Below are 15,432 nucleotides of genomic sequence, written 5' to 3' on the forward strand. Positions count from 1 at the left end.
GCCTGGCTCGTGACCTCCGGTCACGGCCAGGTTCATGACCTCCGGTCGCGGCTTGGATCGTGACCTCCGGTCGCGGCTTGGCTCGTGACCTCCGGTCGTGGCTTGGAACGTGACCTCCGGCCGCGGCTTGGATCGTGACCTCCGGTCGCGGCTTGGATCGTGACCTCCGGCCGCGGGCTGGTTCGTGACCTCCGGTCGTGGCTTGGATCGTGACCTCCGGTCGCGACTTGGTTCGTAACCTCCGGTCGTGGCTTGGATCGTGACCTCCGGTCGCGGCTTGGATCGTGACCTCCGGTCGCGGCCTGTAACAAGCGCGGCTGGAGGCCATGAGAAGGGATAGCGCGGCCAGAGGCCACGAGCCGAGGCGAATCAGCCAGGTACCCACAGGTCCACCGCCCGGAACCGCTCCCCGTCGAACAGGCCGCGGTCGCTCAGTTTCAGGCTGGGGATGACAAGCAGGGCCAGGAAGGAGAGCGTCATGAACGGTGCTTCGAGTCCGCAGCGGAGCTTGCGCCGTACGAAGCCGCTGATCTCAGCGTAGCGGGCCGCTACGTAGGGACCGCGCTCCGCGCTCATGATGCCGGCTACGGGTAGGGGCAGTACTTCCAGGTACTCGTCGCGGCCGGCGGCGATACCGCCCCGTTCGGCGATGACGGCGTTGACCATCCGGCAGATGCTCTCATCGTCGACGCCCACCACTACAATGTTGTGGCTGTCGTGGGCCACGCTGCTGGCCATGGCGCCGCGCTGCAGTTTCATGCCCTGAACGAATCCTACCGCGGGGGGCGCATCGGCGTAGCGGTTCACTACGGCGATCTTGAGCAGGTCGCGTTCCGGGGCGGCTACGGGGCGGCCCTCCGCGTCGAGTTCGGGCGTCATTTCCAGGGCTTCGGTCACCAGCTCGCCGTCGGTGACGCCGATGACGCGGATCTTGCCCCCCGCCGGACCGGGGGCGGCGCGGAAGTCTTCCGGTCGCTTCGGGGTGCAGTGGAAGTTGTTGATTGGCTCCGGGCGGAAGTCGGGCAGTCGGTGGGCACCGGCCTCGGCTACCTGCTGGCCGTTGATCCAGGTGGCCATGATGCCGAAGTGGCGCAGGTCGTCGACCTGGATGAAGTCGGCCCGGTCGCCCACCCGCAGTCGGCCGATGTCGAGTCCGTAGTGTTCCACCGGATTGCGGCAGGCGATGCGCAGTACGTTGAAGAGGTCGTGGCCCCCGCGCACGGCCCGGATGACCAGGCGGTTGATGTGACCGGCCAACAGGGCATCGGGGTGGCTGTCGTCGGTGCAGAACATGAGGCGATCGGGAAACTCATCGATCAGTTCCTCCAGGGCGGCGTAGTTGCGGGCGGCACTGCCTTCGCGGATCAGGATCTTCATGCCGGCGGCCAGCTTGTCGCGGGCTTCGGCGGCGGTGAAGCACTCATGGTCGGTGGTGATGCCGGCGGCGGCGTAGGCGGCGGCCCGTTCGCCGCGCAGGCCCGGGGCGTGACCGTCGACCACCTTGCCGGCGGCGTGGGTGGCGGCGATCTTGGCCATCACCTCGGGGTCCTCGTGGAGGACGCCGGGGTAGTTCATCACTTCGCTGAGGTAGCGGATATCGGGGCGCTGAACCAACTCGGCGATGCTTTCGGCGTCGAGTACGGCACCGGCGGTCTCCGCCCCCGTAGCCGGCACGCAGGAAGGGGCCCCGAAGTTGATGCTCAGCGGCGTATGCCTTGCGTTGTCGATCATGTATTCTACGCCCTCCAGTCCCATGACGTTGGCGATCTCGTGGGGGTCGCTCACCGTGGCTACCGTGCCGTGGACTACGGCCAGCTTGGCGAACTCCACGGGCAGGAGCATGGAAGATTCGATGTGGACGTGGGCGTCGACGAAGCCGGGCAGGATATACCAGCCGCGTTTGTCGCGTTCCGGATCGCGGGTGATGGCGGCGATGCGCCCGTCGTCGCCGATAGTCATTACCGCGCCGTAAATTTCCCGGGCGTCGAGATCAACGTAGCGGCCCTTGATTTCCTGCATTGCGTGTGGGTAGGTTGTCTTGCCCCAACGGAAAGGCGGGCGGGGGGTTGCAACCGCGGGCGTAAAGAAGGGTTACTTTCACCGAGCATGGACAGACTACGGGAAATTCTTTTACTGGAGATCGGCGGGTTCACCGTGACGGCTTACCAGCTGCTGCTGATCGTGGTGGCCACCGTGCTGCTGATGGGCACCAACTACCTGATCGTGCGCCACCTGCTGCCGTGGTACTACGGGCGGGAGGAGGTATCCGAGAAAAACCGGACCCGGGTGCGCAACGTCACCCGTTTCTCCTTTTTCAGTCTGCTGGTGATCGTGATCCTGCGGATCCTGAACATCGACATCACCTTCGTGGACGAGGCCATCCAGCAAGCCTCCACCAGCGACGGGCCGCCGGTGTACCTGACCATCCGCATCAGTACCCTGGTCAAGGCACTGCTGGCCTTCATCGTGGCCAACGTGCTGGACATCCTTATTGAGGAACTGCTCGTGCAGCGATACCACCGCATGCATCGCTCCAACGATGCCACGGCCCAGTCGCTCTCCGACGAAGAGGCCGCCGCTAACCGCTTCCGGGCGGTGCGGCCCTTCATGTACACCCTCGCGATACTGGTGGTACTGCAGGATACCGGACTTTCGGCCTACGTGCTGCACGCCTTCACCGAGGTGGTGCGCAACGAGGAAGTGGTTACCTCCAAAATCACCGTCGGGAACGTCGTTTTCGCGATCGCCGTTTTCCTCTTCCTGCGCCTGCTCCTCATGGCGATTACCAACCTTATCCTCGGGGCCTACTACCGGCGCTCGAAGGTGGATACGGGCTCTCAGTACGCGATCAACCGGCTCATCACCTACTTCGTCTACGTGGTGGGCGTGCTGCTGGTGCTCCAGGCCGCGGGTTTTGACCTGGTGGTGCTGTGGACGGGGGCGGCGGCCCTCTTGGTGGGAATCGGCATCGGCCTGCAGCAAACTTTCAACGACCTGATCTGCGGCATCATCATCCTGTTCGAACGCGGCGTGATGGTCGGCGACGTGGTGGAAGTTTCGGAGCGACAGATCGGCACCGTCCGCAAGATCGGGGCGCGTACGGCCACCATTGAGACGCGGGACGACATCATCATCTTCGTCCCGAACTCCAAGCTCATCGGCGAGAACGTCGTCAACTGGAGCCACGTCGAGCGCAAGGCCCGTTTCCACGTCGCCGTGGGGGTGGCTTACGGTTCGGACACGTCTTTGGTCAAGGAGATCCTGACCAAGGTAGCCGAAGAGCACCCGCGCGTCCTGTCAATGCCAAAGCCCATCGTGCGGTTCCTGGATTTCGGGAATTCGTCGCTGGATTTCGAGGTGCTGTTCTGGTCGCGCGATTTCATGCGCATCGAGGACACGAAGAGCGACGTGCGGTTCGCCATCGACAAGGCATTCCGCGAGCGGGGGGTCGAGATCCCCTTCCCCCAGCGCGATCTTTGGATCCGGGGCGGCCGTGGCCTCGACCGCGTCATCAGCACGCAACAGGCGGCGCACGGACTTGCGGGCGGCAACGGAAAACCAGCGGAAGAGGGCGGCGGAGACGCGGGTGCCGTGCAATAAACCGGCGGCTTTCGCCGCTCCGCGCCGGGTGGTTTCCGGACGTGGGAGGGCTTTGTCGGACGTTGGGCAACAGCGGTTGCCTGCACCCCGGTGGCTGGCCGGCGGTCAGATATCCCGGGCCTTCGGCGAACCTCATCGGGCCGATCAACGTCATTCGAGTAACTACCATCAGACCTCAGCAGCTTACCCTATCCCATGCAACTGAATTATAAATCCTACGGTGAGGGCTTTCCCCTCGTCATCCTTCACGGCCTTTTCGGCAACCTTGACAACTGGCAGACGCTGGCGCGGAAGTGGGCCGACGACTACCGAATTATTCTGGTCGACCTCCGTAACCACGGCCGCTCCCCCCACGCCGACGAAATGACTTACCCCCTGATGGCCCACGACCTGGCGGCCTTCCTGGAGGAGCAGGCTATCGACCGGTGTCACGTGCTGGGGCACAGCATGGGTGGCAAGGTGGCCATGCAGGTGGCCCTGACCTATCCGGCCCTGGTAGAAAAACTGATCGTAGTGGACATGGCCCCGCGGCAATACGGCCGGGGCCACGACGACGTATTCGCTGCCCTGAACGCCCTTGATCCGGCTTCGCTGGAAGACCGTCGGGACGCCGAGGAGCGCATGAAACCGCACATGGAGGACGCCGGGGTGCGCATGTTCCTGCTCAAGAACCTGGCACGCGACAGTGAAGAGGGCTTCCGCTGGCGCATGAACCTGGAAGTGCTGCACCGCGACTACGAGAACCTCATTGCCCCTGTGGGCACCCTTGGACAGACCTTTCCGGGGCAAGCCCTCTTCGTGCGCGGCGGCAAGAGCGGTTACATCAAGAACGACGACTGGGAAGGGATCCTGGCCCATTTCCCCCTGGCCGAACTGGCTACGGTGGCGGGAGCCGGCCACTGGATCCACGCTGAGAAGCCAGCGGAGCTGAGTGGGCTGGTCCGCAAATTCCTGGAAAAACCGGCGGTGCGCCGGGAGCGGATGGTGCCGAATATGGGCGAGTGACAGACGTCGGACGTGTCAACCGTGCCATTATGGCAGACGTCGGACGTGTCATGCCCTATGTTTTGCGAAAACCGACCATATATAATAAATCCATGATATTTTTTAGCCAGAAACTATGAAAATAAGTGGCTGACAATTCGGCAGACGTCGGACGTATGCCGAAATGACGCAACAACTACGTCCGATGTCTGCCGCTGGCAATCCGTAACTTTGTCCCCATGCACTACCGGGCCTACATTGCCTTCCTGCTGTTGCTCTGCACCAGCGTCCCCGCCCTCAGCCAAGACGGCCATCGGGCCCTGCGTCGGGGCGACCGCGCCTATAAAGAAGGTGACTTCACGGAGGCGGAGCGGCAGTACGGCAGCGCCATCCAGGAAGCGAACAGCGCCAAAGGGAACTACAACCTCGGCAACGCCCTCTACGAACGCGGCGACTACGCCGAAGCAGCGAAACGCTACGAAGAAGCCGCCGGACTGGCCGACGACCCCGAGATACGCTCGCGCGCCTACCGTAACCTCGGCGACAGCTACTACCGACAGCAAAATTTCCAGCAAGCCGTCGAAAGCTACAAGCAAAGCCTGCGCATCAACCCCGACGACGCCGAAACCAAGTACAACCTCACCAAGGCCATCCGCGAGGTCCAGCAACAACAGCAACAGCAGCAGGAAGACAGCGAGGACCAGGACGGCGACCAGGAGCAAGAACAGGAACGCGAAGGGGAGAACGGCGACAACGGCGACCAGCAACAAGAACCCAAACCCGGCGAGCAATCCCAAGACGGCGAAGAAACGGACGAGCAGCAACGAGAACCCGGCACACCCGGCCAGTCCACCGCCAACCCCGACCAGCCCCAAATGAGCCGTGAGGAAGCCGAACGACAGCTGGGCATCGCCGCCGAGGAGGAAAAACGCACCCTGAGCCGCCTCCGACAGGCCAACCAGGAAGGCTGTACCGGAACCAAAGACTGGTGATGACGACACGCCTAATCTTTCTGATCCTCCTCCTGACGGGCACCGCCACAGCGGCCCTCGGACAGGGGCAGGACATCTCCTTCACTGCCGAAGTGAGCAAGAAACGGATGCTGCGTAACAGCACCCTGGAATACCACCTGACGCTGCGCAACGCCCAGGGCGAAAACCTGGAGCCGCCACCCTTCCGCGATTTTGACGTACTGCAGGGCCCCAGCCGTTCTATCGGCACCACCATCATCAACGGGGTGGCCACCAGCCAAATGACCTTCTCCTGGATGCTGCAACCCAAGCGGACCGGTGAACTGTCCATCGGACCGGCCAGCGTCCGGGCCGCCGGGCGTACCTACCGTACGAATTCCGAGACCGTGACGGTGCTGGAGGCCGGCGACAATTCCGTGGGCGCCAACACCGAAAACTTCCTGCGCGCGGAGGTGAGTACCGACCAGGCCTACGTGGGGCAGCAGATCATCCTGAACCTGAATTTGTACGCCTCGGTCAACCCCATTTCCCGCAACATGGTCCGCGAGCCGGACCTCGACGGCTTCTTCGCCCGCCCCCGCCGCCGATTCGACGCTTCCCCGGTCACGATTGTGGAGAACGGCCGGGAATACCAGCGCCGTACCCTGGCCAGCCTGGCCCTCTTCCCGATCAAGAGCGGAACCTTGACCATCGACCCCTACCGCATGGTGATCGGCGCGGTGCGTACCCGCACCAGCAGCAGCTTTTCGCGCCGCTACACCGAGCAGATCCCCGTCAACTCGGACACCCTCCGCATACAGGTGCGCGAACTGCCCCAGCCGCGGCCGGACGACTTCAGCGGCGGGGTAGGTACCTACCGGGCCGAAGCCCAGATCGACCGCAACCGCCTGACCACCGACGATGCCCTGCGCCTTCTGGTGCGCGTGACCGGCCAGGGCGATATACAGCGCTTCGAACCCCCGGTGCCCGTAGATGAGGCTGACTGGAACATCTACGACCCGCGGGTGATCGAGGAGGAATTCCTGGACAGCCCCTCCGGCATGTTCGGCCGCAAGACCTTCGAGTACCAGCTGGTGCCCAAACGCCCGGGCAAGTACACCGTGGCGCCCACCGTGACTTACTTCAACACCGACAATGGTGAGTACGAGTCCCTCACTCCGGAATCCTTCACCGTGACCGTCACCGGCGGCAGCGGTCAACTCACCTACACCATCGATACCACCGCCGCTGTGGCGGAGGAACTCACCCTGCGCCCGGCCCGGCCCTTACCCCCCGGACGGCGCTACGACGGCAACCTGGCCCGCACGCCCCTGTTCTGGGGACTGATGCTGCTGCCCCTGCTCCTCGGCGGTGGGCTCATCGGCTGGAGCCACTACCGGCAGCAACTGGCCGAACGAGACCCCGCCATCCTGCTGCGCGAACGGGCCGGTAGGGTCGCCACCGCCCGCCTCAAGGAAGCCCGGCAGCACCTGGAACGCGTGGAGCCGCGCCCCTTCTACGACGCCGTGGAGGGTGCCCTGCTGCGCTACCTCCGCGACCGGTTCAACCTGCCGGTGAAGGACCTCGGCCGCCGCAACATCACCGAAGTACTGCGCGCGGCCGGAGCCGACGCCGACCTGACCGAGCGCTACGACCGCCTTCTGGGCCGTTGTGAGATGGCGCTTTACGCCGGACAGGACACCGCCGCCGATCTCGATGAGACCTACACCCTCGCCTCGGACCTCATCACCGAGACCGAACGGCAGCTCCGATAGCCTATGCTCTCCCTCTTTCGCACCAACCAATCGTTTGCCAGCCTGCTACTGTTTGGCTATGCCCTGCTGCTGCAGGCGCCGGTGCTGGTGTTCGGGGTTCCGGAAGCCGACTTCGAAGGGGGGACCTATTTCGATACCCTCATCCGTGAGCTGGTCGCCGGCAACTGGTGGCTGACGGTACTGCTGCCCCCCGTCATGCTGGCCGTAGCGGGCATGGTGGCCAACAGCATTTGCGACCGCTACCGCTTTGCGCGCACCACTACCCAGTTTCCGGGCCTCGTTCTCGTCTTACTGTGGGCGGTGGTCCCCTCCTTTCACGCCTTCGATCCTACGGATCTGTGCCACGCCTTCCTGCTGCTGGCCATGGGGAGCCTCGGCAGCACCTACAAAAGTCATTCGCCGGACGTGGCCCGCTTCAACGCCGGTTGGTGGCTGGGCCTTGCCGCCCTGCTGGAACCCGTTTATCTGGTATTCGTGCCGGCCTTCGTGGTGGGAATCAGCATATTCCGGACGGCTAACCTAAGGACCATTACCCAACTGCTCGTGGGCGTGTGCGTGGCGTTCTTCCTGGGTGGTACGGTGGCGTACCTGGATGGTGCAGGGGCCGCCTTCGTCACGGGCCAATTAGCTGGCTTTGGCTTCGCCAATTTTGCTGCCCTTCACTGGCTTGACCTCATCGGATTCGGAATTCTGGCCCTGGGCTTGTTGGTAGCCCTTTCGAGCGGCAGCCCCAGCCGGGCCCTTCTCAGTATCGAGGGGGCGAAGAACAATGCCTTCGTGTATTGGGTGCTGCTTTTTACCCCTCTGGTAGCCCTGTTGGATTCGGTGGTTGATGCCGGCTCAGCCCAGGTCGTGCTACCCCCGCTGGGCATACTGCTCGGACTGTGGCTGGCGCGACGGACGGAGGCTCGGGCGGAATTCTTCCACTTGCTGGTCTTCGCGGCCGCCCTCACCCTTACCGCCGTGGCGCTGCACCGCTAACAAATTCCCGATCAGAGCGGTTAACGGCCATGAATACTCACTACCTAAAACTGAATATGCATGGCCGGATTCATTGCCGAGTTTAAAAAATTTGCCGTCAAGGGTAACATGATCGACCTGGCCATCGGGGTCGTCATCGGTGCCGCCTTCAACAAGATCGTCGACGTGCTGGTCAAGCAGATCATCACGCCGCCCTTGGGCTACCTTACCACGGGTATTGAACTGGCCGACCTGGCCTGGGTGATCCGGCGCCCGGAACTCGACGCCGAGGGAGAGGTAATCGACCCCGGCGTGGTGATCGGTTACGGCCTGTTCCTGGAGGCAATGATCGATTTTCTGATTGTCGCCTTTACGCTGTTCATCATCATCCGGCTCATCAACTCCCTGCGCGACCGGGCGGAGGATACGGGCGACAAGACCGTCCCGACGCCCAAGGACATTCAGCTGCTTACCGAGATTCGGGACGAAATGAAGCGGATGAACGATCCCGCGTCCCCAGCGTCAACGCAGCCCCCAGTCTGATGCCGGATAGCGCCGGACTACCCGTGCTAAGCAAGGTCAGCAGCTTGTCCGACGAGACAAACAACTGAACCCGCCCGGGCGTCGCGTAAAGGTGCAGCCCGACGTTGGTGCCCAATCCCGACCGGTGGTTGACGTTCAATCCGACGCGCAGCCAGTCGGTGGCCGCGTACCGCCCGGTTACCGCCACGGCCGGAGTGGTCTTGCCCAGCCGGTCCTCCACCACCAGCAGTGCGCCGGCGGTCAGGCGCTTGGTAAGGTCGTACTCTCCACCCAGGTAAAACCGCGGAGACAATTCCGTACGGTACGGGTCGCTGCGCTGCTCGGGATCGAAAGTTACGAGCAGACTGTCCAGGGCAGAATCGAGGGAAACGGAGTCCGACAGCAGGTCCGACAGTACGTCCAGGCCGGTGAAGGTGTCCGAACCGGAGAAGCGCAGGGTGGTCACGTCGTTCTTCCAGGAAATCGCCGCCCCCAGATCGGTGGCCGACAGGTTAAGGCGCAGCCGGTCGAGGTTCACCGCCACGCCCACGTCAAACGCCACCCCCGTGTTGCCGCTGAAGAGGTCGCCGGGGGCCAGACGGTTGGGGTTGTAGTCAAAGCCAATCTCATTCAGTTGCCCCTCGTAGGTGAGGGCCCCGACGGTACGCAGGGTGAGGTCCTGCTCCAGGGTGAGGGCGTAGTTTTCCGAACCGGTGGTGAGTCGCAGACTCGCCCCCTCGTCTGTACTGATACTGGACACGCCGGCGAGATACTTGAGTCGGCCGCCAAGGGCAATCACGTCGTTGACGGCGTAGCTCGCGCCCAGTCCCAGCTCCTGGAACCCGACCACCTGCCCCTGCGGGGATATCTCAACGGTGGTGCCAATGAAGGGGGCATTCCCCAGCACGAAGAGGTCGACCAGTGCGCCCCGGTACTGGGCCTGCCCCTCTACCCGCAGCCGGTGGTAGGCGCTGAGCGCCAGTCGGCCGCGACGGAACGCCAGACCCACGGTTTCGATCGAAAAGACGTCCTGTACGTCGTTGCGGTCGTCGGTCAGGGCGGATACCGCACTGAGGCTGAGCACGCGCTGGCCACCGACGTCTACGAAGAGATCGTTGTAGGTGATGTTCTCGAGCTGGAGGTCATTGGCCACGCCGGGGAGGCCGAGCGTGAACGTTCCCGGCAGAAAATGCAGCATGGCCGGGTTGTGGTAGGTGGACTGCCAACTGCCCGACAGCAATGGAGCGGTAAGGTTCTGGGCGGAAAGGTCCGTCGTCAGCCCGCTGACCAGCAGGGTGGTCAGGGCGAAAAGCGTTCGAAGCATGCTCATGGCTTGTCAATGGTTAGGCGGGCCCCGATGCGCACGCGGAGCTCCTGCTGGTTGGTGATCCGCACCGGGCGGGTACCCCCCTCGAGGGTAGCGAAGGAAGCGTTGAGCACCAAATGGCTCGCCTGCCGCAGCAGGGCCAGGCGATCGCCGGAAAAGGTGATATCGTGCGCAGCCTGCACGCTGCCCGTGGGGTTGCCGGAGGCGTCTACCGAATTGGCCCGCACGATCAGCAGCTGACCGTCCGTGAGGTCGAGCAGGGGGTTGCCCTGGGCATCGGTGAAAGTACCCCTCACCTCCAGGTCCAGGGGCCACTCGCTGTCCGTGGTCACCCGCAGGGTGGCGGCCGTCACTTCGCCATACTGTTCTCCCAGGTTGACGGCGAAGGTGTCCGCGACCTGAAAATTGGCGGCCGATCCGTACAGGGGCAACTCCGCCGTTACGGTGGCGGAATACGAACTCGTATCTGCCAGGAACCCTTTGGTGGAGGGGTCGGCGTTGGGGTTAATGAGCGCGCTGATCTTGTAGTTCAGGGCCACCGGCTTGGCGTCGAGCAGTTCGAGCAGGTTGCTGTTGCTTTTGTCGATCACGTAGGTGGTGTAGCTGTTCTGGCCCGGCTCCCGGGGAAAGGCAAAGGAAAAACCCTCGTCGACTATTTCTCCCTCCACGGGGATCACCCGGCCGTCTACGGTTACCACGTTGAGTTCCTCCACCACCGCGCGCGCCGGTACGCCAACGCTGTTGCGGACCCGCACCAGAATGCGGGGGTCCTCGAAGGTCACCTCCCCACTGAGGTAATTTTCGAAGAAGTTTATTTCCAACTGGTCATCCACGCCGGGGTAGGGGGTGCGCCCGAAGTAGCCCTTCAGGTAGGAAAAGTCGAGGTTACTGAGCACGGCAATGGTGCCGCGGCCCGGATCCAGCGGGGTGCCGTCCAGGGCGTCGATCGTGTACTCGATCGTGAAGGTTTCGTCGGGGAAGGCCAGTTCGTATCCCGCCAGATCCAGGGGGGCATCGGCATTCGATAGGGCCGGCGGCGCGCCGGTGCCGGTGTAAGCCGGTAGCTGCCCGCTCACCGTTACCGGTTTTCCACCCACACTGATGTCCGGCAGCGTCAGGCGTACGTTGACGGCCTGGGGGTAAGGGTTAGGGAGGCTGTAGGCAAGTTGCCCGGCCTTCAGCCGCAGGACGTCGAGGGAAGCGTCGTTGGGCAGGGGAAAGTCGATCTCCTGTCGCCGTTTCGTGATTTGCAGGGGGATACCGCGGGCCACGGAGCGGATGGCAGCAAACACCGGTTCGCTGGTCACGGAGGGCACGGTGTCGGAATAAATAAAACGAAAAAGTCCGTCGGGGTCCACCGTCAACTCGAAGCGCTCGTCCACCTTCCCGACCAGTCCGCGCAGGTCTACGCGGCTGTCAATCAGTGGCAAGGCATATTCCGCGTGCTGTTCCATGGCCTCGAGGTTGGTGAAATCATCGAGCAGACTGTTGCAGCCGGTGGCCACGCAGGCGAACAGTAACGGGAGTAAAGCCTTTTGCATAGGGAGGTAGCTAAGAAGTCAGGGCACTGGCATCGCTTGGGCTCGTCAGCGGGTGCAATGCCCGTTAAAAAGGAGCGTTGTGGATTTGGTTCCGGCTTCGTCTATCGTTACCTTCCAGAACTTGTACATCACCAACCGTTAACGTTCGCACTATGAAAAACGGCCGCTTCACCGCCTTACACCTGAGCAATCTGGCAGATCAGGCGGAGCGGTTCATGCTCATGACGTATGAACGTTTGCCCCGCGCCCTTGTATTGCACAACGACAGTTGGGCGCTGGCATTGGCCGCCCATTCCCTGGAAATAGCCCTGCGCCGCCCCGGCGTCTCCCCCGACCTGCCCCACCTGGCCCGCACCGTGGCCTTTATGGAGGCCTGTCGCTACTGGGGCAACGGCAGCGAACTGCGCAACTGGAAGGAAGTGGCCCAGGAGTTCCGCGAGTGGACCGGCCCCGACTACCTCAACCTGCAACTGACGCTGGCCACCGTCCTCCCCGAAGGCAGTTCCGGCCTGCGCACCGAAGTGGCCGACGTCCTCTACGACGCCCAGCTCGCGCAGCGGTTGCTCAGCGGCCCGGAAGGCGCGGAATTGATGTGGCTCGAGAATCGCTACGCACTGGACAGCGGGCAGGGCCCCCGGCGCCGTATGAACCGGACCGACGCCCTGGCCCAGTACCTGGAAGAGCTCCGGCAGGCACGCTTCCGCGACGGCGAGCTGCGGCGGAGGTACCAGCACACCCACAGCGCGGTACTGCTCGACCTGCAGAAGCTCGTTGACCGACTGGAAAAGAAAAAACCCGGACTGCTGCCCGCCACCGTCGACGACAGCGGCGCCCCGGCACTGCTGCACGACCTGGAGCAGGGACCTACCCGGCAAGCTACGCAAACGTACTTCCGGACCATCTTCCGGAACCACATCCAGCTGAAGCGGATGGCCGACCAGAAGGCGGCGATCATGGTAAGCGTTAACGCCCTGCTTATCGGCGTGCTCATCACTTTTGTCAGTTACCGCAACTGGGCGGAAACCCGGCCCGAAATCCTCCTTCCGGTAGTTGTATTTATCGCCTGCGCGCTGGCCAGTCTGGTCTACGCCATCATCTCCTCCAAGCCCCACAGCCGCTACAATGAGGAAGATAACCTCGCGTTTTACGGCACCATCAGCAAATTGAACCGCGAGGAATTTACCCGGCGCATGGAGACTACCCTGCTCAATCCGGACGCCCTCTACGGCAACCTCATCAGTGACCTGCACGGCCTGGGGCGCGACATCGACCGCAAGTACAAACTGCTGAAGATCGCCTACAATATTTTCCTGATCGGATTATGCATCAGCGTAATCCTAGTGGTGGCGGTAATCTTCCTTTACTGATCGCTGGGTCCGGTCTCCGGAGACGCGGCTAGTCTTCCCCGTTGTCGTTATCGTTGTTCTCGGTCTCCAGCTGGGCGGCTTTCTCTTCCTTGCGCTTGCTCACCTTGTTCAGGAGGATGGCGGCCTTGATGAGGAAGTCGTCGTGGAACATCGTGTACTCGTTGAAGACCATCAGCAGGCGGGCGGCGTCGAAGGCGGCCGTGCCGGGGATGATCTGGCGGGCGGCAATGGGGTGCAGCCAGTACTCCAGGTTGTTGGACCGCAGGTAGGAGCGGTCGGTGTTGAAGTTGATGACCCGGGCCAGTTTATTGAGGCTGAAAAGATAGTCGGTCTCCCGGTTCAGGTCCTTCTGGATGTCGATGATGTTGGTATAATTGAACCGGACGCCACTGCGCTCGCAGAGGAAAATATCGCGACGACCGTCGAAGACGATCATATCCTGGAAGCGGTACTTATTCAGGTTCTTGTTGAGGAAGTTGCGGATGGCGTTCTTGGTCGACCGAAGATTGCGGAACGCAAACTGCAGGTCGTGCTCGCTCAGGCGAAAGTCCTCATGATAGGGGTAGCGGCGGTTGGTGCGCATGTTAAGCACTTCCCGGACGCGGCGAATGGTGTGGCCGAGCTCATCGGTTTCGGCGTAAACGTCGACGATGTCGACGTTGGCCTGATTGATCCAGCTTTCCAGGAATATTTTGTTGGATCCCCGTTCGAAGACCAGGAGAGCGATTTCGCTGATCGCGTAAAAGTTAGGATATCCGCCGTATATATTCCCGTACTTAAGCTCTAGAAAGGCGATGTTCTCGTTCACGGTTTAGGGTTAATTCAGTCAACAAAGGGGTTTCCCACAGTCAAAATGTAAAGCATAAGGCAAAACCAAAGGTAAGTCTTTTACCATTAAGGCCCCACGTACAACTATCGTTCGATGCAGGCGAACGGTAGCCCGTTAAAGGGCGGGTTAATACAAAGCCAGTGTGCCTTGATTTATTGCCCCGGGTAGGCTTCCAGGCTATTGCCAGAGGTGATCGGAGAAGCGACCGTCGGTGTATACCACCTCCCCGTCCGCGTATACCCGTCCACCCTCGCGCATATTGGCGATCATATCCCAGTGGACGCTGCTCTCATTCTTGCCGCCCGCCTGGGCGTAGCTCTGCCCTACGGCCATGTGTACCGTGCCGCCGATCTTCTCGTCGAAGAGGATCTGCTTTGAGAAGCGGTCGATGTCGTAATTGGTGCCGATGGCTGCCTCTCCAAAGCGGCGCGTACCTGGAATTTCAAAGGTTTCATCCAGCACCGCCTGCCCGCTTTCGGCTTGCCAGGACTGTATCTCTCCCTTCTCCACTTCCAGGGTGACGCCACGAACTTCCTCCCCGTTACGGATGGCCGGGTAGTCGAAGTAGATGTGGCCGTTGACGCTGTCTTCCTCCGGACTGGTGTACACCTCCCCACTGGGCATGTTGGTTTGCCCGTCGCTGTTGATCCAGGTTCGTCCGTTGGTGGTAAAGGTGATGTCGCTGCGGTCGTTGACGTAGCGGAAGGTCGTACAGCTGTTCAGGTGATCCACCACGCGTTGTTGCCGGTGGCGCACCGCCAACCAGGCGGCCTGGGGGTCTGGCTGGTCGAGCTTGCAGGCGCGGTAGACGAAGTCGGCGTACTCCTCCAGATTCATACCGGCTTCCGTGGCCAGGGCCGGGGTGGGGTAGATGCACATGGTGCGCTTCAGCCGGCGGTCGGCCGTGCGGGCAAAGTAGGTGTCGTGCATCGGCTTGTAGGCGGCGCGGCGGGCCGCCTTAAGTGCCGCGGCGGGTTCCGGCTCCCGGAGACTGAAGGGTGCACTGACGAAGATGTAAGCCTCAAACTCATTCATGGCCCGCTCTTGCAGGGTGGGGATGTAGGCCGCCTGCTCCGGACTGCCGTACTCGCGCAGGGCTTCGGCTTGCCCGCGGGTGGTCAGCGTAAACTCACAGTGGCCCCCCGCCTTCAGGCACTCGCGGTAGATCGCGTCGATCAGGGGCTCGGCCAGGGTAGTGGAATTGACGAACAAGCGTTCCCCGGCTTGCAGGCTTACGCAGTAATTGACTAGGAGGTGGGCGTACTTGTCTAGGGTTTTGGGGTGAAGTTCCATGTGAATAGCAGTATTGAAGGTGTCTGCGTAAAGGTCTGCGCCCCCGGGTATTGTTTAGCTGCCCGCTAATCCTGCCCCTGCCAAATTAGCTGCGCCCGGGAATTCCATCAAATTCAGGTCCGCCAAGTCCTCCTCAATACGCGGATGCCAAATCACCGCGGAAACTGGTTTTAACACTCGGGTTTACACCGCCCCCTGGTTAAAAAAAAGCTTGGGTAACATAAATTTTCCAAAAACATTTTATGTTTAACTCATTTTAATTTACATTCGTTTTACACGAATGC

General features: G+C 62.1%; 12 protein-coding genes. 7 read left to right on the forward strand and 5 right to left on the reverse strand.

All coding sequences use genetic code 11. The annotated features are described in order from the left end of the window. Positions 1-369: 369 nt before the first annotated feature. Positions 370-2,019 (reverse strand): adenine deaminase, encoded by a 1,650-nt coding sequence (gene ade / locus E4021_RS12625; RefSeq protein WP_136459725.1) that lies wholly within the window; start codon positions 2,017-2,019, stop codon positions 370-372. An 87-nt stretch (positions 2,020-2,106) separates the two neighbouring features. Between ade and E4021_RS12630 the strand changes: the two genes are divergently transcribed. The 6 genes from E4021_RS12630 to mscL all read left to right on the forward strand — a co-directional run bounded on the left by E4021_RS12630 (position 2,107) and on the right by mscL (position 8,812). Then, entirely contained in the window at positions 2,107-3,600 is a 1,494-nt protein-coding gene (locus E4021_RS12630; RefSeq protein WP_211097017.1) for a mechanosensitive ion channel family protein, read from the forward strand. 195 nt (positions 3,601-3,795) lie between these two features. Continuing rightward, positions 3,796-4,605, forward strand: a complete 810-nt coding sequence (locus tag E4021_RS12635) for an alpha/beta fold hydrolase (protein ID WP_136459726.1) — start codon at positions 3,796-3,798, stop codon at positions 4,603-4,605. A 218-nt stretch (positions 4,606-4,823) separates the two neighbouring features. Then, positions 4,824-5,576 carry a tetratricopeptide repeat protein gene (locus tag E4021_RS12640; RefSeq protein WP_136459727.1) on the forward strand — a complete coding sequence of 251 codons (753 nt, stop codon included), beginning with the start codon at positions 4,824-4,826 and terminating at the stop codon, positions 5,574-5,576. Continuing rightward, positions 5,576-7,309 (forward strand): BatD family protein, encoded by a 1,734-nt coding sequence (locus E4021_RS12645; protein ID WP_136459728.1) that lies wholly within the window; start codon positions 5,576-5,578, stop codon positions 7,307-7,309. The genes E4021_RS12640 and E4021_RS12645 overlap by 1 nt, the downstream gene beginning before the upstream one ends. Before the next feature lie 3 nt (positions 7,310-7,312). After that, a complete protein-coding gene (locus tag E4021_RS12650) occupies positions 7,313-8,290 on the forward strand; it encodes a hypothetical protein (protein ID WP_136459729.1) in 978 nt (325 codons plus the stop codon). A gap of 60 nt (positions 8,291-8,350) precedes the next feature. Then, complete coding sequence (gene mscL / locus E4021_RS12655; protein WP_136459730.1) at positions 8,351-8,812, forward strand: large-conductance mechanosensitive channel protein MscL; 462 nt, start codon at positions 8,351-8,353, stop codon at positions 8,810-8,812. Here the strand turns inward: mscL and E4021_RS12660 are convergent. Together E4021_RS12660 and E4021_RS12665 are read right to left on the reverse strand one after the other, a co-directional pair. Beyond that, positions 8,739-10,115 (reverse strand): DUF5723 family protein, encoded by a 1,377-nt coding sequence (locus E4021_RS12660; RefSeq protein WP_136459731.1) that lies wholly within the window; start codon positions 10,113-10,115, stop codon positions 8,739-8,741. The two genes, mscL and E4021_RS12660, sit on opposite strands and share 74 nt — an antisense overlap. Positions 10,116-10,117: 2 nt before the next feature. Next, a complete protein-coding gene (locus tag E4021_RS12665; RefSeq protein ID WP_136459732.1) occupies positions 10,118-11,659 on the reverse strand; it encodes a hypothetical protein in 1,542 nt (513 codons plus the stop codon). 152 nt (positions 11,660-11,811) lie between these two features. Between E4021_RS12665 and E4021_RS12670 the strand changes: the two genes are divergently transcribed. Then, positions 11,812-13,026: a Pycsar system effector family protein gene (locus E4021_RS12670; protein ID WP_136459733.1), complete on the forward strand. Its 1,215-nt coding sequence runs from the start codon at positions 11,812-11,814 to the stop codon at positions 13,024-13,026. 28 nt (positions 13,027-13,054) lie between these two features. On the opposite strand, the gene E4021_RS12675 is transcribed toward E4021_RS12670, so the two are convergent. Both E4021_RS12675 and E4021_RS12680 read right to left on the reverse strand, forming a co-directional pair. Then, a complete protein-coding gene (locus E4021_RS12675) occupies positions 13,055-13,834 on the reverse strand; it encodes a hypothetical protein (protein ID WP_136459734.1) in 780 nt (259 codons plus the stop codon). 198 nt (positions 13,835-14,032) lie between these two features. Next, entirely contained in the window at positions 14,033-15,148 is a 1,116-nt protein-coding gene (locus E4021_RS12680; protein WP_136459735.1) for an aminopeptidase, read from the reverse strand. Positions 15,149-15,432 lie beyond the last annotated feature (284 nt).

The sequence above is a fragment of the Neolewinella litorea genome (assembly GCF_004803465.1).
Lineage (GTDB): Bacteria > Bacteroidota > Bacteroidia > Chitinophagales > Saprospiraceae > Neolewinella > Neolewinella litorea.

Excerpts from the sequence above, each read along its gene's own strand:
- ade (WP_136459725.1), bottom strand. The coding sequence starts at position 2,019 with ATGCAGGAAATCAAGGGCCGCTACGTTGATCTCGACGCCCGGGAAATT.
- E4021_RS12630 (WP_211097017.1), top strand. The coding sequence starts at position 2,107 with ATGGACAGACTACGGGAAATTCTTTTACTGGAGATCGGCGGGTTCACC.
- E4021_RS12635 (WP_136459726.1), top strand. The coding sequence starts at position 3,796 with ATGCAACTGAATTATAAATCCTACGGTGAGGGCTTTCCCCTCGTCATC.
- E4021_RS12640 (WP_136459727.1), top strand. The coding sequence starts at position 4,824 with ATGCACTACCGGGCCTACATTGCCTTCCTGCTGTTGCTCTGCACCAGC.
- E4021_RS12645 (WP_136459728.1), top strand. The coding sequence starts at position 5,576 with ATGACGACACGCCTAATCTTTCTGATCCTCCTCCTGACGGGCACCGCC.
- E4021_RS12650 (WP_136459729.1), top strand. The coding sequence starts at position 7,313 with ATGCTCTCCCTCTTTCGCACCAACCAATCGTTTGCCAGCCTGCTACTG.
- mscL (WP_136459730.1), top strand. The coding sequence starts at position 8,351 with ATGGCCGGATTCATTGCCGAGTTTAAAAAATTTGCCGTCAAGGGTAAC.
- E4021_RS12660 (WP_136459731.1), bottom strand. The coding sequence starts at position 10,115 with ATGCTTCGAACGCTTTTCGCCCTGACCACCCTGCTGGTCAGCGGGCTG.
- E4021_RS12665 (WP_136459732.1), bottom strand. The coding sequence starts at position 11,659 with ATGCAAAAGGCTTTACTCCCGTTACTGTTCGCCTGCGTGGCCACCGGC.
- E4021_RS12670 (WP_136459733.1), top strand. The coding sequence starts at position 11,812 with ATGAAAAACGGCCGCTTCACCGCCTTACACCTGAGCAATCTGGCAGAT.
- E4021_RS12680 (WP_136459735.1), bottom strand. The coding sequence starts at position 15,148 with ATGGAACTTCACCCCAAAACCCTAGACAAGTACGCCCACCTCCTAGTC.